Source organism: Aminobacter sp. P4_H6_2, from assembly GCF_056400805.1.
Window position 1 is genome coordinate 1 of sequence record NZ_JBFUKO010000034.1, and the last position, 21,896, is coordinate 21,896.

The window sequence follows — 21,896 nt, forward strand, 5'->3', positions numbered from 1 at the left end:
GATAGGCGTCGAACTGCGCCTTGAGATGCGGTTCGCGCTCGAAGAAGCCGAGCACGCGCTCGGTGGCGACAGCGCCGGGAACGAGCGTGTTGACGCGGATGTTGTCCTTGGCGAATTCGACGGCCATCGAACGCGTCAGCGAGATGATGCCGCCCTTGGCAGCCGAATAGGCGTCGCGGTTGGGGATGCCCATCGCGCCGACGATAGACGAGCAGTTGATGATCGAACCGCCGCCGGACCGCTGCATCAGCGGAATGGCGTTGCGGCAGCAGACCCAGGTACCAAACAGGTCGAGCTTGATGCAGCGCCAGAATTCCTCGAACGGCGCCACAGTCACCGGGCCGTCGGCAGAGCTTGAGCCGCCTGCGTTGTTGTAAAGCACGTCAAGACGTCCCCAGGCGTCCATCACCGCCTTGAACGAGGCTTCGACGTTATCGGGCTCGGTGACATCGGTTTCGACATAGATGGCAACGCCGCCCGCGGCGTTTATCGAGGCGGCAATTGCTTCGCCTTTGTCGCGGCGGCGGCCGGCAATAGCGACCTTGGCCCCTTCCTGAGCGAACAGCCGCGCGGCGGTCTCGCCGATGCCGCCGGTTGCGCCAGTGATGAATGCGACTTTGCCTGCCAGACGGGCCATGATTTTCCTCCTGATATGATTGCGCGAACCTGCGCGCGATGGCGCCCGCAACATCGTCCGAAAAGACTAACGCTGCGCATCAACCCCTTCGTTTTCAGCGCAAATCGGCGGGTTCCCGATGACTAGTCCCATCAGACGATGTTTGCCCTGTGCCGCTGTCCCATTCCTTGCCTCGATCAAAGATGTTGGCAGCGCCGAAATGGCAGCAAAAAACGGCGTAGGGGAAAATGAAGGCAGTCATCTGCAGGGAGTTCGCCCCAAGGGCAGAACTCAGGATCGAAGAGGTTCCCGCGCCACGGGCCGGGAACGGTCAGGTTGTCATTCGCGTCGAGGCATGCGGTATCAACTTTTTCGACGGGTTGATGGTCGAGGGCAAATACCAGACCAAGCCCGAGCGGCCGTTTTCGCCGGGAAGCGAAGTGGCTGGTGTCATCAGCTCCGTAGGTGCGGGTGTCGAGCATCTGAAGCCCGGCACGCGTGTGTTGGCTTTTGCCGGTATCGGCGGCTATGGCGAGCAGGTGGTGGTTGATGCCTGGCGCGTGTTCCCGATCCCGGACGAAATGAGCTTTGTCGAAGCTGCGGGCTTCCTCATCACCTATGCGACCTCGCATCACGCATTGAAGGATCGGGCGCAGATCAAGCCTGGCGAGACGCTGCTTGTCCTTGGTGCTGCCGGCGGCGTTGGCCTGACGGCCGTCGAACTGGGCAAGCAGATGGGCGCTCGTGTCATCGCCGCAGCCTCCAGCGACGAAAAGCTTAAGCTGTGCCGCGAATATGGTGCTGACGAGACGATCAACTATTCCACCGAGGATTTGCGCCAGCGCATCAAGGACGTGACCGACGGGCAGGGCGTCGATGTGGTCTATGACCCGGTCGGCGGTAGCCTGACTGAGACTGCTGTGCGCAACCTTGCATTGTTCGGCCGGCATCTGGTGATCGGCTTTGCCGCCGGCGACATTCCCAAGATCGCGCTCAACCTTCTGCTGCTCAAGCAGTCGGCGCTGATCGGCGTCTTCTGGGGCGCCTATGCGCGCTCTGCGCCGGAGAAGAACGCGGCCAATATCGCCGAGCTCATGGGCTGGTTCGCCAAAGGCAAACTCAAGCCGCACATCTCGGCCGAATATCCGCTCGAACGCTTCGCCGAAGCGCTCGACGTGGTGATGGAGCGGGCGGTCAAGGGCAAGGTGGTTCTGGTCACCGGAACTAGTGGCAATAGCAGGGAAGGAGTGCCGGCATGACCGAGCAACTCGTCAAGACCGTTTCGGTCGCAAAGCACGGCAATATTCTGGTCGCAACAGTCGACAATCCGCCCGTGAATGCGCTGTCGCACTCAGTGCGCGCTGGGCTGATCGACGCCGTTCAGGCGCTGGAGAGCGATGCGGAAGCGTGCGCCATGGTGATCGTCTGTGCGGGCCGCACCTTCATTGCCGGCGCCGACATCCATGAATTCAAGAAGCCGATGATGGAGCCGCTGCTCGGCGAAGTTATCGAAACCCTCGACGCTGCCACCAAGCCAATCATTGCCGCCATCCACGGAACCGCGCTCGGCGGCGGCCTCGAAGTAGCGATGGCCTGTAGTTACCGCCTTGCCCTCGACGGCTCGAAGGTCGGCCTACCCGAAGTCAAGCTTGGCATCCTGCCGGGATCGGGCGGCACCGTCCGTCTGCCGCGCCTGATCGGTGTCGGACAGGCGCTGACGATGATCAGCGAAGGCGGCCAGATTTCGGTGCGCGATGCCCGCGAGAAGGGCCTGATCGACGAGGTCGTGTCGGGTGACCTCAAGGCTGCGGCCATCGTCTTCGCCGAGAAGGTGATTGCTGATGGTTCCAAGGTTCGCCGTACCAGCGACCTGCCTGTGCCTACATTCGATCCGGCCACGCTCGAGGCCAGCCGCGCCGCATTGGCGAAGAAATACAAAGGCTTCAAAGCACCTCTCGTCGCAGTGGATCTGCTCAAGATGGTCACCGAGACGTCGGTCGCCGAGGCTACTGCGCTCGAATACAAGACCTGCAAGGAGCTGTTGGTTTCGCCGCAGTCCAAGGCATTGCGCCACATCTTTGCGGCTGAACGCGAAGCCCTCAAGATAGACGGCGTTGGTGCGGACGTTAAGCCGCGTGACGTGAATAAGGTCGCGATTGTCGGCCCTGGCACGATGGGGCGCGGCATCGCTGCTTGCTTCCTCAATATCGGCATTCCGGTGACGCTGATCGGCCTCACCGACGAAGGTCTGGCTTCCGCGACCAAGGCAATCGGCAAGATCTACGAAGGCTACGTCAAGCGCGGCAGCCTCAAGGCTGAAGAGATGGAGCGCCGCCTGGCGCTGCTGACCACTACGACTTCTTATGACGGTATCGGTGACGTAGATCTGGTCATCGAGGCGGTGACGGAACAGCTTGACGTCAAGAAGGAGGTCTTCGCCAAGCTTGACGCGGTGCTGTGCAATGAGGCGATCATCGCCACCAACACCTCGTTCCTGGATATCGAGGAACTGGCGACGACCAGCAAGAATGCGGCGCGCGTTGCCGGCATGCATTTTTTCAACCCCGCCAATGTCATGAAGCTGCTCGAAAACGTCCGGGCGGCAAACACCGCTCCCGACGTGCTCGCCACCACCACAGCGCTCGGCAAGCGTCTCGGCAAGGTTCCTGTCATGGTTGGGCGTTCCGAAGGTTTCGTTGCCAACCGCATGCTTTCCAAGCGGACGCGCGAAGCACAGTTTTTGCTTGAGGACGGTGCGACGCCGCAACAGGTCGACCGCGTGCTAACCGCCTTCGGCTTCCCAATCGGGCCATTCGCCCTCGCTGACCTTGCCGGAATGGACATCATGGCCGCCGCGCGTGCTGCACGCGTCGCCCGGATGTCGCCACGCGAGCAGCAGTGCAACATCGTCGACCGCCTGGTGGCTGCTGGCCGTCTCGGCCAGAAGTCGGGCGCGGGCTATTATATCTATGACGAGAACCGCAAGGCCTCGCATGACCCCGCAGTCGACGAACTGCTTGAGGCACACCGCAAGGAGCGCGGCTTCGTCGCGCGTACCATCACCGACGAGGAGATTCTCGAACGCTGCCTCTACGCCATGGTCAACGAGGCGGCCAAGATCCTCGACGAAGGTGCGGCAGTAAGGCCTAGCGATATCGACGTCATCTGGACCAACGGCTTCGGTTTCCCGACCTATCTGGGCGGACCGATGTTCTACGCCGACCAGATCGGCCTGGCGAAGGTCAAAGCTGCGCTCGACAAATATGCCGGCCTGGTGGGCGATCAGTATTTCAAGCCGGCCGCGCTCATAGAGCGGCTGGTAGCCGAGGGCAGGGGTTTTTACGGCTGAGCCGTGGAACCTTGCCGAACCAATACGAAGAACAAACGGATTAGGTATCTATGAACAAGGAAATGGACCTGAAAGCGGTCGTCGGCCAATTGCGCGACGGCATGACGATCGGATTTGGCGGCTGGGGTCCCCGCCGCAAGCCGATGGCGCTGGTGCGTGAGATTCTCCGTTCCGATCTCAAGGATCTGACGCTGGTGGCATATGGTGGCCCCGAGATCGGCATGCTGTGCGCGTCCGGCAAGGTGAAGAAGCTGATGTATGGCTTCGTGTCGCTCGATGCGATGCCGATCGAGCCCTATTTCCGCAAGGCACGCGAGGCTGGTGCGGTGGAAGTCAGCGAACTCGACGAGGGTCTGCTGCTGCTCGGTCTCCAGGCTGCCGGTCACAATTTGCCTTTTGCAGCGACCCGCGTCGGCCTCGGTTCGGACGTCATGAAGTACAACCCGCACTTCAAGACCGTGAAGTCGCCTTATGACGACGGCGAAGTGCTGCTCGCCATGCCGGCGATCAAGCTCGACGTTGCGCTGATCCACGTAAGCCGCGCCGACCGGCTGGGCAACACCCAGACCGATGGTCCGGACCCGTTCTTCGACGGCCTGTTCGCTCGCGCCGCCGATAAGGTGTTCGTCACAACCGAAGTTCTGGTCGACCGCATCGGCGATGAATATTCCGACAAGGCCAAGTCGAACCTGTTCGAGCGCTGCCTGGTTACCGGCGTGGTCAAGGCACCGCTCGGCGCCCATCCGACCGCAGCGCATGACGCTTATGGCTGGGACATGGGCCACCTCAAGGCCTATGCCGCGTCGGCGACCGAAGAGGGCGCCTGGCAGCGCTATGTCGACGAATATGTGAAGGGCGATGAGGCCAGCTACATCGCGAGCGTGGGCGGCGAAGCCCAGATCCGCGCCTTGCCCCTCCCCATTTTCTGATCGGATACGATATGACGACTGCAAAAGACTTCACGCTTGCCGAATTGATCATCGCCACCGGCGCGCAAGCCTGGGCGGCCGATGGCGAGGTTCTGGCCACCGGCATCGGCCCGCTGCCGCGTCTGGCGGCTGGCCTTGCCAAGCTCACCTGCGCGCCCGGCATCATGATGACCGACGGCGAGGCTTATCTCGTCGAAGACCCGATCCCGCTTGGACCGCGCGGCGACTACAAGCCAAAACTTTCCGGCTGGATGCCTTATAGCCGCGTCTTCGACAGCGTCTGGAGCGGCCGCCGCCACGCCATGGTGACGCCGGTTCAGGTCGACCGCTACGGGCAGGGCAACATCTCCGCTCTTGGTGGTGATTTCCAAAAGCCCAAGGTTGCGATGCTGGGTGTTCGCGGGTTTCCGGGCAACTCGATCTGCCACAAGAATTCGATGTTCCTGCCCAACCACTCCAAGCGCACCTTCGTTGAAGGTGAAGTCGATGTGGTGGCGAGCGTCGGCTACAACGCCAAGAACTGGCCGGAAGGCACCAAGCCTGCCGACGTTAAGCTCGGCGTGGTCGTCACAGACCTGTGCGTGTTCGATTTCAACGGCCCCGATCACGTCGCCCAGGTGCTGTCGCTGCATCCAGGCGTCACCTTCGAGCAGGTGCAGGAAGCAACCGGCTTCCCGCTGCTGCGCGCTGTAGGCATGACCACGACGGCCGCGCCGACCGAGGAACAGCTGGCGATCATTGCAAAGCTTGATCCGCACAATGTCCGCGCGACCGTGCTGAAGGGCAATCCTTCGGGCGTCCGCGCTGCCTGATACGCACTCGCCGCCGGTGAACCAACCGGCGGCACCTCTCTTGAAATAGCAGCGGCGGACGGAATATGGACTTCGAATACAGCGCAAAGACCAAAGACCTGCTCGCGCGTCTCAACGCCTTCATGGACGAGCATGTCTATCCGAACGAACGCCGTTATCACGACGAAGTGGAAACCGACCGCTGGGGCCATCCACCTGTGCTCGAAGAGCTGAAGGCAAAAGCCAAGGCTGCCGGACTGTGGAACCTGTTCCTGCCGGAATCCCACCATGGTGCAGGCCTCACCAACACCGAATACGCGCCATTGTGCGAGGTGATGGGTCGGGTGCATTTCTCGTCGCAGATCTTCAATTGCTCGGCGCCTGACACCGGCAATATCGAGACCATCGAGCGCTACGGCACTGAAGAGCAGAAGGCGCGCTGGCTGCCCGGCATGCTCGACGGTTCGATCCGCTCGGCATTCGCCATGACCGAGCCGGATGTCGCTTCCAGCGACGCCACCAATATCCAAAGTTCGATTGTCCGCAACGGCGACGATTATGTCATCAACGGCCGCAAGTGGTGGATTTCGGGTGTCGGCGACCGGCATTGCGAACTTTTGATTTTCATGGGCAAGACCGATCCCAACGCTGCCAAGCATCAGCAGCAGTCGATGATCCTGGTGCCGATGGACACGCCTGGCATCAAGGTTTTGCGCCCGATGACCGTGTTCGGTTATGACGACGCGCCGCACGGCCACATGGACATGACCTTCGAGGATGTGCGCGTGCCTGTTGCCAACATGCTGCTCGGCGAAGGACGCGGCTTTGAGATCGCGCAAGGCCGCCTTGGACCTGGTCGAATCCACCACTGCATGCGCTTGATTGGCCTTGCCGAACGCTGCCTGGAGCTGATGTGCCGGCGCGTGAAAAGTCGCGTAGCGTTCGGCCGTCCCATCGGTGAACAGTCGGTGACGCTGGAGCGCATCGCAGAATCCCGCATCATGATCGACCAGGCGCGTCTGCTGACGCTGAAGGCCGCCTACATGATGGACACTGTCGGCAACAAGGCGGCGCGCGCCGAGATTGGGATGATCAAGGTCGCCGCGCCCAACATGGCCTGCAAGGTCATCGACTGGGCAATCCAGGCCCACGGCGCGGCAGGTGTGTCGCAGGACTTCGTGCTCGCCAACTACTATGCGCACGCCCGCAAGCTGCGTTTCGCCGATGGTCCCGACGAGGTGCACCGCAACCAGATCGGACGCATCGAGTTGGCCAAATACGCTGACATCGGCTGAGGGCGGAGCATGGACGCCAGCCGTTTCGTCGGTACCGAACCGCTCGCAGCCGACAGCCCGATCAATGTCGAGCGGCTTCACGCCTATCTGAAAGCCAACATTGAGGGCTGCGAGGGCACGCTCACTGTTGAGCGCTTCCGTGGCGGACAGTCCAACCCGACGATGCTGCTTAGTTTCAACGGCAAGCGCAGCCTGGTGTTGCGCAAGAAGCCGGTCGGCAAGCTATTGCCCTCGGCACACGCGGTCGACCGCGAATTCCGCGTCATCAGCGCGCTCCGCGACACCGACGTGCCGGTGGCCGGCGCCAAGCTGCTCTGCGACGACGAGACTATAGTTGGGGCAATGTTCTACATCATGGATTTTGTCGAGGGTCGCTCCTTCTGGGCGCCGTCGCTGCCGGAGCAGTCACCCACCGAGCGCCGCGCGATCTACATGGAGATGAACCGTGTCGCTGCCGCCTTGCACAACACCGACTATAAGGCGATCGGCCTCGAAAGTTTCGGCAAGCCCGGCGACTATGTCGCGCGCCAGGTGGCGCGCTGGTCCAAGCAGTATCGCGCTTCCGAGACCGAAACCATCGAGGCGATGGACCGGCTGATCGAATGGCTGCCTGACAATATCCCGCCGGAAACCCGCACTTCGCTTATCCACGGCGACTTCCGCATCGACAACATGTTGTTTCACCCGACAGAGCCGCGTGTGTTGGCTCTGGTCGACTGGGAGCTGTCGACGCTGGGCGAGCCGATGGCCGACTTCGCCTATCACATGCTGACATGGCGCCTGCCGAACAAGCCTTATCGTGGCCTCGGCGACCTCGACATAACCGGGCTCGGCATTCCCGACGAGCGCAGCTACCGCGACGCCTATCTCAAAGCGACCGGGCAGGAGGGGGGCTCGGATCGGCATTGGTATGCCTACCTGGCCTACAGTCTGTTTCGCGTTGCCGGCATCCGCCAAGGCATCATGAAGCGTGTGGTCGACGGCAACGCATCGAATGCGCATGCCCGCGAAGCCGGCGCGCTGGCGCGGCCCGTGGCCGAATTCGGCTGGCGCTACGCCGAACTGGCAATGAAATCATAAGGGAGCGAGCCCCATGAGCACGACGCAGGCGTTGTATCGGGCTGAAGGCACAGCCATCGTCATCGGCGGCAGCGGCGGCGTTGGCGCCGAGATCTGCCGGGTGCTGGCGCGTGATGGCTGCGACGTGGCGTTGACTTATCATAGCAACGAGGCCAAGGCCGAAGCTGCGGCAGAGGCCGTACGCGGCGAGGGCCGCAAGGCCTCCATCCACAAGCTCAATATCGAGGATGTCGAAGCGACGCGCGCGTTCATCGACGGCGTTGCCGAAGCTGGCGGCGGTATCCACACGGTCGTCTATGCCGCCGGGCCGCTGGTGCCGCTGATCCATCTGAGCAAGATCGAGCCGGAACAGATGCGCAAGCACTTGATGCAGGACGCATTCGGCTTTTTCAACGTCATTCATTTCGCTATTCCGCATCTGCGCAAGGCACGAGGCTCGATCGTCGCCTGCCAGAGCTCGGCGCAATATCGCTATGCTTCAGCGGATGGATTGTCGGTGGTGCCGAAATCCGCCGTGCATGCGCTGATGAAGGGCGTGGCCAAGGAAGAAGGACGCTACGGCATCCGCGCCAATGGCGTGGCGCTTGGCATCATCGAGACCGGCCAGCATACGGAACTGACCAAGCTCGGCTTTATCGACGAGAAATACGCGCAAGCGGCTGCAATGAACACGCCTCTGCGCCGCAACGGCAAGGCCATCGACATCGCAGAAGCCGTTTCGTTCCTGGCCTCCAGCCGCGCCGGCTTCATCACCGGCGAAGTCATCAATGTTGATGGCGGCTACCACGTCTGATCGCATTTCCCGCGCGGGTTTCCGAGCCCGCGTCGACCGTTAGTCTTTTCAGACGATGTTCAGACCTTGGCACGCTCCTAGGCAAGTGGTTGGAAAACTTCGGTTCCGGACGTTTCGAAGCGGGGCGCAAACGCCCACTTTGTCTCCGGTTCCCCGCCGAAACATAGCATTTCTGGAGCCATCCCTTGCGAGAAGCCGTCATCGTTTCAGTCGCCCGTACCCCAATCGGTAAGGCCTTTCGCGGTGCCTTCAATGACACCGAAGCCCCGGCACTGTCCGGCCACGCGGTGCGCGAAGCGGTCAAGCGAGCGGGCATCGCCCCCGACGCGGTCGAAGATGTCATTTTGGGTTGTTCGGCCCAGCAGGGCACACAGGGCTACAACATCGGTCGCCTCAGTGCTGCCGCCGCCGGCCTGCCGGACAATGTCCCAGGCATGACTATCGACCGCATGTGCTCGTCGGGCCTGATGGCTCTGTCGATTGCCGCCAAGCAGATCATCGTCGACGGCATGGAAACTGTCGTTGCCGGCGGYGTCGAGTCGATCAGCCTGACCCAGAACAAGCACAAGAACACTTTTCGCGCGCGCTCGCAGGCCGTGACCGAGCATTGGCCGCATATGTACATGACGATGATCGAGACCGCGGAGATCGTCGCCAGGAAGTATGGCATCAACCGCGAAGTGCAGGACGAGTTCTCGCTGGCGAGCCAGTTGCGTACGGCCGCTGCCCACCAGGCCGGACGTTTCGACGACGAGATCGTTCCGATGGCCTCGCGCAAGATGGTGGTCAACAAGGAGACCAACGAGACCAGCTTCCAGGACGTGACGCTGGCGCAAGACGAAGGTTTCCGCGCCGATACCAATCTTGAAGGCCTGGCCAAGCTGAAGCCGGTTTTCGCCGACGGTGAAGTCATCAAGGTTGGCGAATACATCACTGCCGGCAACTCCTCGCAGCTCTCCGACGGTGCTGCAGCATTGGTGGTCATGGAAGCCAAGCGTGCCGAACAGCTCGGGTTGAAGCCGCTCGGCGCCTATCGCGGCATGGCCGTTGCCGGCTGTGCGCCCGAGGAGATGGGGATCGGTCCGATTTACGCCGTCCCCAAGCTGCTGCAAAAGCACGGGCTCAAGGTCGACGATATCGGCCTGTGGGAATTGAACGAGGCCTTCGCCAGCCAGGCCGTCTATTGCCGTGACATGCTGGGCATCGACCCGGAAAAGCTCAACGTCAATGGCGGCGCCATCGCGGTCGGCCATCCCTTCGGCATGACCGGCGCGCGCACCAGCGGCCACCTGCTGATCGAGGGACGCCGCCGTGGCGTGAAATACGGCGTCGTCACCATGTGCGTCGGCGGCGGCATGGGGGCTGCCGGACTGTTCGAAATCTTCAACTGACGAATGGAACTACGGGGAGGGCGTTCGATGATTGGTAGCGAGATCGAAATTCAACAAGGTCTCAGGCCCATACTCGGCCCCGCGACCCAGCTTGGCTTCGTCGTTCGCGACATCGAAGCCGCGATGCGCCACTGGATCGACGTGTTCGGCGTCGGTCCATTCATCTTCATGGAACACGGGGTCAGCCAGCCGGTTGGCATCACCTATCATCGCGGCGAACCCGTACAGGTCGAGCTCAAGCTGGCATTCGCCTACATGGGCGACGTCCAGATCGAGCTCATCGAACAGACCAACGACGCAACATCGCCCTATACGGACTTTCTCAAGGCTGGACGCGAGGGCCTGCAGCACCTTGGCTTTTGGGTGCATGATCACGACGAAGCGACGAAGCGTGTCGAGGCAGCCGGCTACGAACGCGACTATGAAATCCGCGTCGCCGGACAGACGCAGCCGATCATCTATTACAAGTCGCCTTCGCTTTACGGGCCGATGCTGGAGATCGTGCCGCCGATGTGGCGCCGTTCGCGCCAGGCGGTGCTGGATCATATCCGCGCCTACAAGGGCGCGGACCCGATCATCCGCTTCGAGACCTATAGCGCCTTCATCGCGCATGCCGGCGTGAAGTTCGACTGAACCTGATCGTTGGTGTTGGCCGTCGGCGTGATCGGCGGCCGACAAAGGCTCACTTTACCAACTTCTCCAGATCGTCGATCTGTTGGCGCAAACCTGCGATTGTCTGGCGCACGGCTTCTGCGTCGCGCGGCTGGTCTTCATGGGCGCGCAGGCCGGCGAGCGCCAGGTCGGCGATGATCTCGCCAATCTCCGTTGGCGTCTTGGCGCCTGAAGGCGAGTACCAGCGCGACGTCCAGTTGGCCATGCCGATCACGGCGAAGGCGGTGACCTTGGGGTCGACAGCGCGGAACTCGCCGCTCGCCATGCCGTCCGAAATGCAGCGCACGTAAAAATCGTATATGTGGCGGCGACCCTGGTTGTAGAGTGGGCCGAGAGCTTCCGGGATCTGCGTTTCCAGGCGCGACAGCAAGATGAATCGGGCGCCCGAAGACAGCCTGCGGACGATACCATCGACAACCGCGCGGCGCAGTCTGTCCGACGCCGACAGGCCCGGTGAGGCCATCAGTTCCTGCAACCGATGCGAAGGCGTGAGCGCCTCGGATTCGACCAAGGCCGCCAACATCTCTTCTTTGTTGCGAAAGTAGTGGTAGACGGCCGAGCGGCCAAGCCCAAGCGCCTGGGCAATGTCGTTGATGCTGGTCTGGACGTAGCCCTTGCTGTCGAAAAGTTCGGCGGCGATGTCGATCAGTTGTTCGCGAACCAGTTCCTTGCGCGGGTTCGTGGATGCACGTGCCGAGAGCTCGCGATCCAAAGCTTCAGCGCCGATACCAGCCGTATCCGTTTGTGTCATTCGCGCCATCCTGCTCAACGCCGAATCTCCAGGCTCAGTGGGCGAACACCGGCCCGTGATTGTTTCGCAAGCAACCGTGGGTCGAATCGTCCGCAGCCCAAGACTGTGGTCAATTCGAATATAATACGGTTCGCACATCTGTAAGCCTGCGATGATGCAGGGTTCTTGTCGTAGCCAGCCAGGATCATGATGTGCTCACGCCGACTTCGCCGCAAACCGGCTGATAGAGTGGAGAGCCGAACATCGGCCGGCGCGAAAGAGGGCGACGGCCATCGGCATCCATGACGCCGTAACGCTCGGCAAGTTCGGTCGAATAGAAGGTTCCGCCGCTGAGCGACATGGCATCTCTTGCGGCATGGACGGCTGCGAGAACACGGCCAATGAAGAACGGCGTTTCAAGATGCGGCAAGGTGCCGGCATTGTCGCCGACCACGCCTCCGGCGGCGATGCCCGCCAATGTACGTTCAGTGCCGATTAGTCCCGGCCATAGCGAGATCGCAGCCACGTTGAACGGCAGCAACTCATGGGCCATGTCGTGCGCGAACTTGTCTTGGCCGGCCTTACCTATTCCGTAGGGCAGGCTGTGGCGATAGACCTTGCCACCGGGGCCGGACGTGTTGGCGATCAGCCCAGAGCGCTGGCGAACCATGATCTGGGCGGCGAAACGGCTTGCTGCATAGCTGGAGCGCAGCCCGACATCGATCATGTCACGCCAAAGCGTCAGCGGCCTTTCCCAAAAATTGCCATCCGGCACGGCCCAGTCGGGCATGGCGAAAGCATTGTTCACCAAAAGATCAAGGCGGCCTTGTTCGGCATCGACACGCTTGAACAACGCCTCGGTCTGGCTGTCGTCGAGGTGATCGCAGATAGCGACGATGCCCTTGCCCCCAACCTTGTCGATTTCCTCGGCGGTCACGCGGACAGTGCCGCCCCAGGAGCCGATGGCCGCCTTGTCGCTGCGGCCGGTGCAGTAGACGGTGAAGCCGGCTTCGCCGAGCGCAATCGCGATGCCACGGCCAAGGCCCCTGCTGGCGCCGGTGACCACCGCGACGGGCCTATCGGTGTCCTGTGCGCTCATTGGGGGCTCCTCGCGTAGCCGAGGCCGAGAGGCTGCTGGTTGTTGGCCAGGGTTTCGGCGAAAGCGGTATGTACAGCAACATCGTTCCAGTCACCTTCGAGAACGGGGTCGGCAATCAAGGGATGCGTTACGAATGACAGCTGCTTCCCGGCGATGCGCACCACCTGGCCATTGATCTTTTCCGCGGCATCGGAGAGCAGGAAACTGACGACCGGTGCGTTAATTTCTGGATCGGGCAGGGCGGCGTAGTGCACCTCTCGGCTGGCAGCCTGTTCGGCCATCAGCGCCTTGTTTTGAGCGGCCATTGCCGTCTCGGCCAGCGGCGACAATGCGTTGACGCGGACGCCTGTGCCGCGCAGTTCCATTGCCCAGCTATAGGTCAGCGAGGCTACGCCGCCCTTGGTTGCGCCATAGCCGCCAAGCGCGATGTCGCCGGCCTGCGAGCCGGATGCGACGTTGACGATCGATCCGCCTTTGCCGGCAGCCAGCATGCGCCGCGCCGCGTGGCTGGCGCAGGCGGCGGTGCCGATCAGATTGACCTCGATCATCCGGCGAAGATCCGCCTCGGTCAGGTCGAGTATCTTGYCGATGCGCAGGATGCCGGCGTTGTTGACGATGCCTGATATCGCGCCGAACGCGTCGATACAGGCGTCGACCAGCGATTGGGCGTAGTTCCAGGAGGAAACATCGCCTGCGTGGGCGACAGCCCTGCCGCCTGAAGCGGTGATAGCGTCGACCGTCGCCTGGGCGGCCTGGGCGCTGATGTCGTTGACAACCACAGCTGCACCTTGCCCGGCCGCGTGGCGCGCATATGCAGCGCCAAGGCCAGAACCGGCCCCGGTGATGACCACCGCCTTGCCTTCAAGTGCCTTCATTTCATGTCCTCCCGGCGGTGAGCATGGCGACGGGGAACGATAGGGGCATCCCACATTTGGACGATGTCGTCACCTGCGTCCGATCGGATCTCAAGGCGAGCGTTAGCCCTTGGGCTTGATACCTTCTGACAGCAAAGCGCGGGCTTCCGGCTGGCCGTTGAGCAAGCGGTTGACGCGGTTCTGCACTCGCCACCCGTCAGCGCTGCGAACCAGTTCCCACCGGTTGGCCCCGGCACGCTCGACACGCCAATGGTCGCCCTGGTTGAGGTAGACACGTGAATAGCCGGTAGCCACCGCCCGGTCGCCGTCGACCGAGACATGCGGCATGGAGATGACATGGGCGCAGCCGTCAGCGACATAGTGGACGTGCGGCTCGATGTTGACCAGAGAACCGACGGTGGCAGCGCCTTCCAGCGGAGCGGCACCGTAGTCATAGCTGCCATTTTCCGCCCAGAGCGAGGCGGTGACATCGCCTGTACGGCTGTCGACCGAAGGGCCGTATGTCGCGAGCAACTGATAGATGGCGAGCTGGTCCTCCAGGCTCTTGATCCGCGCTTCGAGCGTGGCGAGCCGCGTTTCGGTATCCGACATGGGATCCTCCAATGATTTGAACGAGTCGCTTCGCCTTCAGCCGACGGTCTGTGCACCGTCGACCACGATGACCGCGCCCGAGACATACGAGGCGTCGTCGGAAGCGAGATATACGAAGGCCCCCGCTATATCCTCGGGTTCGCCGGTCTCGACCTTCCCCAGGAGCTTCGAGGGGCGGACCGATATGGCCGGATCCTGGTCCTCGATGGGCGACAGGCCGGTGCCGATTTCAGTGCGCACCCGGCCCGGGCAGACGGCATTGAAGCGGACGCCCTTGGGTGCATATTCGGTCGCCAGCGATTTTGTCATGGCGATGATGCCGGCCTTGGACGCGGCATAGGCAGCCGCATAAGCGATGCCGTCGAGACCGGCGGTCGAAGCTGTCGAGACGACATTGCCACGCGAGGCGATCAGCGCCGGCAGTGCCTGGTGCACGACATGGAAGACACTTTCCAGGTTGATGCCGAAGACCTGCGACCACTCTTCGCCGGTCTGTTTGGCGAAATGATCGCGGCGATAGATGCCGGCATTGTTGATGAGGCTGTCGAGTCGGCCATGCAGGGCGAGCGCTTCGTCGACCATGCGGCGAGCGGAGGCCGTGTCCGCTGCATCATAGGCAATCGCGTTGGCGCGCGTAGCGTACTGTTCGGTGGCGGCAGCGCACACTTTTTGCGCACCTTCGACATTGCGGTCGGCGAGGATCAGCGTCGCGCCTTCGGAAGCGAGGCGCAGGGCTGTGGCACGACCGATGCCGGTTGCGGCGCCGGTGACGAGCACCACCTTGTTGTCGAAACGCTTGAGCCCCATTCTTTCCTCCACTGAAGTCGCGGCCGCCAAATGCTAATCGGTCTTCCATAGAGTGGCTGCCAAGGCGAACGGGCATCCCACATTCGGACGATGCTGCTGGCGTCTGCCAATGGCATCCGGCATGAAGCGCTTTCGCATTCATTGCCGAGCCCGATAGCTTGAAGCCACACCTCACGCGTGATGGACCCGCATGATCCTTGAATTCACATCCGACCAGCAGATGATCCGCGAGGAGGCAGAACGCTTCTTGCGCGAGCAGTCTTCGTCTGAAGCCATTCGGCGTGTCATCGACACCGGCGCCGCATATGATGCCAATCTATGGAACATCATTTCGCGCGAACTCGGCTGGTGCGCGATGGCAATTCCTGAGGAATTCGGCGGACTGGGCCTTGGCGCGACCGAAGTCGCAATCTTGATGGAACTCACCGGTTCGCGACTTGCCTGCGTGCCCTTCTGGTCGACGGTATGCCTGGCGGCACCACTTCTCCAGTCGGTGGGAAGCGAAGCAGCCAAGGCGAAATATCTAAGGGCCATCGCCGTCGGCGAAATGGCCGTGACAGTTGCCATTGCCGAACCTTCCGCAGCCGATCCGCTGGCGATGGTTGCGGTCAAGGCCACCAAAACGGCCGGCGGTTACCGGCTCGATGGCAAGGTCGACCAGGTGATCGACCTCGCAGCTGCCGACGTAGTGTTGATCCCGGCCCGGCTTGACGATGGCGAGCTCGCACTCTTTGCCCTAGCGCGCGAGGCCGGCCAGAAAATCACGCCGCTCAAAGTGATGGACGCTACCCGCTCGATTGCCTCGCTTGAGCTGGCTGGGCTCGAAGTGTCGGCGGAAAGCCGCATCGATGGCGGCGGAGTGATCGAAGCCGAGTTCCGGCAGGCATTGTCATTCGCCAATCTTGGCCTCGCCGCTGAACAGGTGGGGGCGGCACAGGGCGCACTCGACATTACGCTCGCTTACATTTCCGAGCGCGTGCAGTTTGGCCGCACCATCGCGTCGTTCCAGGCGATCAAGCACCGCTGCGCAAAGCTGGTCGTCGACATCGCCGAGGCGCGTTCGCTGGTTTTTGGCGCGGCCGCGTCCCTCGGTCATATCGAAGTGGCCGAAAGCGCGCTCGAAATCGCTGGTGCGCGCATCGTGGCATCGGACGTGCAGTACCTCGCCGCCGAAGAAGCGATCCAGCTGTATGGCGGTGTCGGTTTCACTTGGGAATACGATCCGCATCTCTATTTCAAACGCGCCCAGGCGTCGGCTTGCCTGCTCGGTTCGCGCGAGGCGCATCTCGACCGCATTGCCGCAGCCCTATTCAGCGATGGAGGCCGTTCATGAGCGATCTCGACGCTTTCCGCACCGAAGTGCGCGGTTGGATGGATACACATCTGGTCGGCAAATTCGCGGAGCTCAAGCATCGCGGCGGCTCGGGTGAGGGCGATGCCTTGCCTGAACTGCGCAAGGAATGGGAGCGCGAACTGGCAACCGGTCGCTGGACCTGTCCCGGCTGGCCAGTTGAGCACGGCGGACGCGGACTTTCGGTCGCCGAGCAGGTCGTGTTCCAGGAAGAATACAGCCGTGCCGGCGGACCGGGCCGCATGGGCCATATCGGCGAAGGGTTGATGGGGCCGACGCTGATCGCCTTCGGAACCGAGGAGCAAAAACAGCGCTTCCTGCCCGGTATCCTGAGCGGTACCGAATTCTGGTGCCAAGGCTATTCCGAGCCGAGTGCCGGATCCGACTTCGGCAACATCAAGACCCGCGCCAGGCAGGAAGCCGAGACCGGTGACTGGCTGGTCTCTGGCCAGAAGGTGTGGACCTCGCTTGCGCATCTGTCGGACTGGGTCTTCGTCGTGGCGCGCAGCGATGAAGCATCGGTCGGGCGCAACGGGTTGATCTTCTTGCTGATGCCGCTTGACCAGCCGGGCGTTGAAATCCATCCGATCAAGCAGATAGGCGGCGGTTCCGAATTCAATTCGGTGTTCTTCGATGGCGCCCGCGCCAAGGCTGATCATGTTTTGGGCAAGCCCGGCGACGGTTGGAAGATCGCCATGGCGTTACTTGGCTTCGAACGAGGGATTTCCACGCTTGGCCAGCAGATGGGTTTCCAGCAGGAACTCGACCTGATCGTCGAGCTCGCCAAGGAGAACGGTTCGGACCGCTCGCCAGCCATTTGCCAGCGTGTTGCCCGCGCTTGGGTCGGGCTGCGTGCCATGCGTTATCTTGCCATGCGCGTGTTGAGCGACGAGCCCTCAGCGGAGACGCGTCGCGAGGCCCTTTCCTACAAATACCACTGGTCGAACTGGCACCGCGACCTCGGCAAGCTTGCCATGGATGTGCTGGGCATGGACGCCAACGTCGTTTCAAACGATCCGCGCCGTGAGCGTCTGCAGCAGATGTTCCTGTTTGCCCGCGCCGACACGATCTACGGCGGCACCAACGAGATCCAGCTCAACATCATCGCCGAGCAAGGGCTTGGCATGCCCAAGGAGCCGCGCGGCAAGCTGTGATGAATACATTCGCGCCGCCCCTGGCGCGGTGAGGTTTGGGAGGACCTGTATGGGCATTCGGGAGGTGGACCTGAGCCAACTTGCGGCGCGCGACGCGCTGCGGCGACTAGTGACGGCTTATTCGCGGGCGGTCGACCGGCGTGATTTCGCGCTGCTGCGCAGCCTCTACCACGACGATGCCCACGAGGTGCATGGCGAAATGTTCGTCGGCGGGCCGGACGCCTACGTCGCCTTTGTCGAAAAAGCGCTGTCGAACTATGCCGCGACTGCGCATTACGTGGTCAACGCCAGCTTCGAAATCGACGGCGAACGTGCCGAAGGCGAGATATACAAGATCAACTATCATCGCACGCACGGCGCCGATGCCCATGAAGTGATCACCGGCAGCCGCAGCCTCGACCGCTACCGGCGCGACGAGGGTGAATGGCGCTTCACGGGCCGTTCGATCACGCTCGACTGGTCGACCAAGCGCAGCGTCGATGCCGATGCCTATCGCGATTTCGCCGCCGGCAGCCCGCTCGGGCGGCCAGGACCCGATGATTTGTCTTACGAGGTCCTGAAATTGTTCGGCCGCTTCGGTGGCTGATCCAGAAAAGTGCAATAGCGGGCGTTCCGCGCGGAGGAAACATGACTGCACAGACGAGACAATTCGCAGGCAAGATTGCCGTGGTGACAGGGGCAGGCAACGGCATCGGCCGCGCCGCGGCCATCGCCTATGCCCAGGAAGGCGCTGACGTTGCCATTCTCGACCGCGAGGCCGATGCTCTTGCCGAGACCGCCGAATTGGTGCGGGCGTTTGACGTACGCGCGCTGCCGCTGGTCGGCGACCTGACGGATCAGCAGGTTGTCGTCGACAGCTTTGCCCGCATCAAGCGTGAACTGGGGCCTGTCGATATCCTGCTCAACAACATCGGGCAGACCGCGCGGGAGAATTACTCGGAATTCTGGCAAGCCAAGCCCGAAACACTGCAGTTCGTTGTCGGGGTATCGCTCATGACCACGTTGACCTGCACCCGTCAGGTGGTCGAAGACATGCGCGAGCGCCGCTCGGGCAAGATTGTGTCCATCTCGTCCGACTCGGCGATGAATGGTGACATCGGCACAGTCGATTATGCTTCGGCCAAAGCTGGTGTGCTTGGCTTCACCCGTGCACTCGCCCGCGAACTCGGGCCGTTCAAGGTCAACGTCAACGCCGTTTGCCCTGGGCCGACGAACACGCGCGCCATGCAGCGCATTCCCAAGGACGCCTATGAGCGCGCCAAGAACATGATCCCGCTGGGCGAACTGAGCGAGCCTGAAGACATCGCCAACGCGGTGGTGTTCCTGTCCAGCGACAAGGCGCGCTTCATTACCGGCCAGACGCTGATGGTCAATGGCGGCCGCGTCTTCTACTGAAAATGGCCGTTAGTTCATTCAGACGATGTTCGGCTTTGTGCGGCGCATCATTTGAAACGAGACAGCGTGATCGCCCCATGTCGATAGGGCAATGGGCGGTCGCCGAATTCAGCAAGAGAGAATGACCATGAGCCTGCATACCGTCCTGTGCGAACGCCTCGGGAGCCGCTTCCCGGTTGTGCAGACGGCCATGGGCTGGGTCGCCGACGCCAATCTGACTGCCGCCACCTGCAATGCCGGCGGCTTCGGCTTCTTTGCCGGTGCGACCACAGAGCCGGGCGATGTCGAAAACCAGCTCCTTGCCATCAAGTCGAAGACCGACCGTCCCTTCGGCGTCAATTTTCACATGTTCCAGCCCAACGCCGAGGAAGTGATTGCGGCTGTCATCAAGCACAAGGTTCGCGCCGTCAGCTACGGTCGCGGTCCCGATGCCAAAACGATCAAGCGGCTGAAGGACGCCGGAGTTGTCTGCATGCCGACAGTTGGCGCGGTCAAGCACGCGATCAAGGCTGTCGAACTTGGTGCCGACATCATCACAGTGCAGGGCGGCGAGGGCGGCGGACATACGGGTGCCGTGCCGACTACCATCCTGTTGCCCCAGGTGCTTGACGCGGTGAAGGTGCCGGTCGTTGCCGCGGGCGGCTTCTTCGACGGTCGCGGCCTGGCGGCCGCTCTCGGATATGGCGCAGCTGGCATTGCCATGGGCACGCGTTTCTTGATGACCAAGGAATCGCCGGTCCCGCGCTCAGCGCTTGACCGCTACCTCGCCACCAAGGACCCGACGCTGATCCGCACGACCACCGCCGTCGACGGCATGCCGCAGCGCTTCATCGAGAATGCCGAGATCAGGCGCCTTGAAAGCATGGGCCTRCCAGCGAGGCTTGCGATGAGCATGAAATATGCCCGCCAGTGGGGCAAGGAGGCTGGCCTCGGCCCGATCGCCATGGCCAAGCTTGGGCTCAAGGTTCTGTCGAGCGGCGAAAACAGCTTTGCTCAGACTGTGATGGCACCGAACCTGCCGACGCTGGTGCAGCGCGGCGTGGTCGAAGGCAACACGGAAACCGGCCTGCTGCCATCTGGCCAGGCGGCAGCGATGATCGACAAGCTCGAAAGCTGCGAGGAGCTGATTACACGCATCGTCGCCGAGGCCGAAGCGCGGCTTAGGGAAATTTCGGCGCTCGTCGCCACGAAGTGAAGGAGAGTCTCGCGATGAGCGATCAGTTCTGGACCAAGATCGACGCAGGCATGGCCGAGCTGGTGATCGAAAACCCGCCGGTCAATGCGCTCGACAGCATCGGCTGGCGCAAGCTTTCGCAGGCCATCGACGGCCTGAATGCCGACCCTGAGGTGCGTGTGATCGTCATCCGCGCCGAGGGCCGGGGCTTTTGCGCTGGCGTCGACATCAAGGAACTGCAGAAGCATCCCGAGCGCATCCCTGAGGTGAACGCTGGCAACTGGGAGACCTTCCGCTCCGTGCATCGCGGCCTCAAGCCGGTGATCGTGGCGGCGCATGGCTACATTCTCGGCGGCGGCATCGGCATCTGCGGCTCGGCTGACATTATCATCTGCTCGCCCGACGCGACCTTCGGCGTGCCGGAAGTCGACCGTGGCGCTCTGGGCGCTGGCGCGCACCTGCAGCGCCTGTTTCCGGTCCAGAAGGTTCGCCAGATGTACTTCACCGGCGAGCCGATCGATGCGGCCGAGGCCTACCGCCTGGGGGCTGTCGAAAAGATCGTTCCGCGTGAGGAGCTGCGCGCTGCCGCGATGGAATTGGCAAAGACCATCGCCGCCAAGAGCGCGATCATGATCCGGCTCGCCAAGGAGGCGCTGAACGGCATCGAGGACGGCGATCTCGAGAAGAAGTATCGCTGGGAGCAAGGGTTCACGGCCCAAGCCTACTTGACCCAGGAATCGCAGGAAGCCCGTGATGCCTTCGTCGGCAAGCGCGACTCCGACTTCAAGAAATAATTAGACAGCAGGACGTTCGATCAATGACCGCCACCAAAATCATCCCCGTTCCGCCTTATGTCGAAGGCCATGGCCTGCTCAAGGGCCGTTCGGTGCTCATCACCGCCGCCGCCGGCGTCGGCATCGGCTTTGCCGCCGCCCGCAAGGCGATCGAGGAAGGCTGCCGCGCGATCATGATCTCGGATGTCCATGACCGCCGCCTGGCTGAAGCTGCCGAGAAGCTGCGCGAGTTTTCGTCGACCGTCGAGATCTACAGCCAGCTCTGCAACGTCACCGACGAGGTACAGGTCCAGACGCTGGTCGACGCTGCCGAAGAAAAGTTCGGCGGCATTGACGTGCTGATCAACAATGCCGGTCTTGGTGGCCTGAAGCCCGTTGTCGAGATGACCGACCAGGAGTGGAACCTGGTTCTGGACGTGACGCTGACGGGAACCATGCGCATGACCCGCGCGGCGCTGAAGAAGATGCAGCCGCGCGGCAAGGGCGCCATCGTCAACAACGCCTCGGTGCTTGGCTGGCGCGCCCAGAAGGGCCAGTCGCACTACGCAGCGGCGAAAGCCGGAGTGATGGCGTTCACCCGCTGCTCGGCGGTCGAAGCCGCAGAATACGGCATCCGCATCAACGCGGTGTCGCCGTCGATTGCCATGCATGACTTCCTCAAGCGCTCGGCGCCGCAGGAGCAGCTCGACGCCCTGGCGAGCCAGGAAGCCTTCGGCCGCGCCGCGGAAGTCTGGGAGATCGCCAACGTCATGATGTTCCTTGCCAGCGACTACGCCGGCTACATGGTCGGCGAGATCGTCTCCGTCTCCAGCCAAAGGTCGTGACGATGGGGCTCGTCTTCTCTTCGCCTGAAGAGGCGGTGGCGGCAATTGGCCAGAACCTCGGTTCAAGCGATTGGCTGACGATCGACCAAAAGCGCATCGACACTTTTGCCGAGGCGACCGGTGATCACCAGTGGATCCACGTCGATCCGGTGCGCGCCAAGGGCGGCCCGTTCGGCACCACTGTTG

Annotated in this window: 23 protein-coding genes; 17 read left to right on the top strand and 6 right to left on the bottom strand. The window is 62.3% G+C overall.

What is annotated here, in order from left to right; all coding sequences use genetic code 11:
- Window positions 1-637, bottom strand: a 637-nt coding sequence (locus AC1DUU_RS04925; protein ID WP_476782301.1) for an SDR family NAD(P)-dependent oxidoreductase, incomplete at its 3' end; no start/stop codon positions are given.
- Window positions 638-864: 227 nt separating this feature from the next.
- Here AC1DUU_RS04925 and AC1DUU_RS04930 point away from each other — a divergent pair.
- The 9 genes from AC1DUU_RS04930 (at window position 865) to AC1DUU_RS04970 (ending at window position 10,877) form a co-directional block, all read left to right on the top strand.
- Complete coding sequence (locus tag AC1DUU_RS04930; protein WP_476782302.1) at window positions 865-1,875, top strand: NADPH:quinone oxidoreductase family protein; 1,011 nt, start codon at window positions 865-867, stop codon at window positions 1,873-1,875.
- The gene (locus AC1DUU_RS04935; protein ID WP_476782303.1) at window positions 1,872-3,965 is read left to right on the top strand and encodes a 3-hydroxyacyl-CoA dehydrogenase NAD-binding domain-containing protein; all 2,094 of its coding nucleotides are present in this window, start codon (window positions 1,872-1,874) and stop codon (window positions 3,963-3,965) included. The genes AC1DUU_RS04930 and AC1DUU_RS04935 overlap by 4 nt, the downstream gene beginning before the upstream one ends.
- 50 nt (window positions 3,966-4,015) lie before the next feature.
- Entirely contained in the window at window positions 4,016-4,894 is an 879-nt protein-coding gene (locus AC1DUU_RS04940; protein ID WP_476782304.1) for a CoA transferase subunit A, read from the top strand.
- An 11-nt stretch (window positions 4,895-4,905) separates the two neighbouring features.
- A complete protein-coding gene (locus AC1DUU_RS04945; RefSeq protein ID WP_476782305.1) occupies window positions 4,906-5,706 on the top strand; it encodes a CoA-transferase subunit beta in 801 nt (266 codons plus the stop codon).
- A gap of 65 nt (window positions 5,707-5,771) precedes the next feature.
- A complete protein-coding gene (locus AC1DUU_RS04950) occupies window positions 5,772-6,980 on the top strand; it encodes an acyl-CoA dehydrogenase family protein (protein ID WP_476782306.1) in 1,209 nt (402 codons plus the stop codon).
- A 9-nt stretch (window positions 6,981-6,989) separates the two neighbouring features.
- Window positions 6,990-8,060 carry a phosphotransferase gene (locus AC1DUU_RS04955; protein WP_476782307.1) on the top strand — a complete coding sequence of 357 codons (1,071 nt, stop codon included), beginning with the start codon at window positions 6,990-6,992 and terminating at the stop codon, window positions 8,058-8,060.
- 13 nt (window positions 8,061-8,073) lie between these two features.
- Entirely contained in the window at window positions 8,074-8,853 is a 780-nt protein-coding gene (locus tag AC1DUU_RS04960) for an SDR family NAD(P)-dependent oxidoreductase (RefSeq protein ID WP_476782308.1), read from the top strand.
- A gap of 185 nt (window positions 8,854-9,038) precedes the next feature.
- Entirely contained in the window at window positions 9,039-10,244 is a 1,206-nt protein-coding gene (locus tag AC1DUU_RS04965) for an acetyl-CoA C-acyltransferase (protein WP_476782309.1), read from the top strand.
- A 27-nt stretch (window positions 10,245-10,271) separates the two neighbouring features.
- Complete coding sequence (locus AC1DUU_RS04970; RefSeq protein WP_476782310.1) at window positions 10,272-10,877, top strand: VOC family protein; 606 nt, start codon at window positions 10,272-10,274, stop codon at window positions 10,875-10,877.
- 49 nt (window positions 10,878-10,926) lie between these two features.
- On the opposite strand, the gene AC1DUU_RS04975 is transcribed toward AC1DUU_RS04970, so the two are convergent.
- The 5 genes from AC1DUU_RS04975 to AC1DUU_RS04995 form a co-directional block, all read right to left on the bottom strand.
- The gene (locus tag AC1DUU_RS04975) at window positions 10,927-11,667 is read right to left on the bottom strand and encodes a TetR/AcrR family transcriptional regulator (RefSeq protein ID WP_476782311.1); all 741 of its coding nucleotides are present in this window, start codon (window positions 11,665-11,667) and stop codon (window positions 10,927-10,929) included.
- A 184-nt stretch (window positions 11,668-11,851) separates the two neighbouring features.
- Window positions 11,852-12,745, bottom strand: a complete 894-nt coding sequence (locus AC1DUU_RS04980) for an SDR family NAD(P)-dependent oxidoreductase (RefSeq protein WP_476782312.1) — start codon at window positions 12,743-12,745, stop codon at window positions 11,852-11,854.
- Window positions 12,742-13,620, bottom strand: coding sequence for an SDR family NAD(P)-dependent oxidoreductase (locus AC1DUU_RS04985; protein ID WP_476782313.1), 879 nt, complete (start codon window positions 13,618-13,620; stop codon window positions 12,742-12,744). The genes AC1DUU_RS04980 and AC1DUU_RS04985 overlap by 4 nt, the downstream gene beginning before the upstream one ends.
- 102 nt (window positions 13,621-13,722) lie before the next feature.
- Window positions 13,723-14,211 (bottom strand): nuclear transport factor 2 family protein, encoded by a 489-nt coding sequence (locus AC1DUU_RS04990; protein WP_476782314.1) that lies wholly within the window; start codon window positions 14,209-14,211, stop codon window positions 13,723-13,725.
- 36 nt (window positions 14,212-14,247) lie between these two features.
- The gene (locus tag AC1DUU_RS04995) at window positions 14,248-15,018 is read right to left on the bottom strand and encodes an SDR family NAD(P)-dependent oxidoreductase (RefSeq protein ID WP_476782315.1); all 771 of its coding nucleotides are present in this window, start codon (window positions 15,016-15,018) and stop codon (window positions 14,248-14,250) included.
- 190 nt (window positions 15,019-15,208) lie between these two features.
- Between AC1DUU_RS04995 and AC1DUU_RS05000 the strand changes: the two genes are divergently transcribed.
- The 8 genes from AC1DUU_RS05000 to AC1DUU_RS05035 all read left to right on the top strand — a co-directional run.
- Entirely contained in the window at window positions 15,209-16,351 is a 1,143-nt protein-coding gene (locus tag AC1DUU_RS05000) for an acyl-CoA dehydrogenase family protein (protein WP_476782316.1), read from the top strand.
- Entirely contained in the window at window positions 16,348-17,523 is a 1,176-nt protein-coding gene (locus AC1DUU_RS05005) for an acyl-CoA dehydrogenase family protein (protein ID WP_476782317.1), read from the top strand. The genes AC1DUU_RS05000 and AC1DUU_RS05005 overlap by 4 nt, the downstream gene beginning before the upstream one ends.
- Before the next feature lie 49 nt (window positions 17,524-17,572).
- Window positions 17,573-18,109, top strand: a complete 537-nt coding sequence (locus AC1DUU_RS05010) for a nuclear transport factor 2 family protein (RefSeq protein ID WP_476782318.1) — start codon at window positions 17,573-17,575, stop codon at window positions 18,107-18,109.
- A 41-nt stretch (window positions 18,110-18,150) separates the two neighbouring features.
- Window positions 18,151-18,918 carry an SDR family NAD(P)-dependent oxidoreductase gene (locus tag AC1DUU_RS05015; RefSeq protein WP_476782319.1) on the top strand — a complete coding sequence of 256 codons (768 nt, stop codon included), beginning with the start codon at window positions 18,151-18,153 and terminating at the stop codon, window positions 18,916-18,918.
- A gap of 127 nt (window positions 18,919-19,045) precedes the next feature.
- A complete protein-coding gene (locus AC1DUU_RS05020; RefSeq protein WP_476782320.1) occupies window positions 19,046-20,113 on the top strand; it encodes an NAD(P)H-dependent flavin oxidoreductase in 1,068 nt (355 codons plus the stop codon).
- A 14-nt stretch (window positions 20,114-20,127) separates the two neighbouring features.
- The gene (locus AC1DUU_RS05025; RefSeq protein WP_476782321.1) at window positions 20,128-20,886 is read left to right on the top strand and encodes an enoyl-CoA hydratase family protein; all 759 of its coding nucleotides are present in this window, start codon (window positions 20,128-20,130) and stop codon (window positions 20,884-20,886) included.
- A gap of 23 nt (window positions 20,887-20,909) precedes the next feature.
- Entirely contained in the window at window positions 20,910-21,710 is an 801-nt protein-coding gene (locus AC1DUU_RS05030) for an SDR family oxidoreductase (RefSeq protein WP_476782322.1), read from the top strand.
- A 2-nt stretch (window positions 21,711-21,712) separates the two neighbouring features.
- The coding region (locus AC1DUU_RS05035) for a MaoC/PaaZ C-terminal domain-containing protein (protein WP_476782323.1) at window positions 21,713-21,896 on the top strand (184 nt) is incomplete at its 3' end.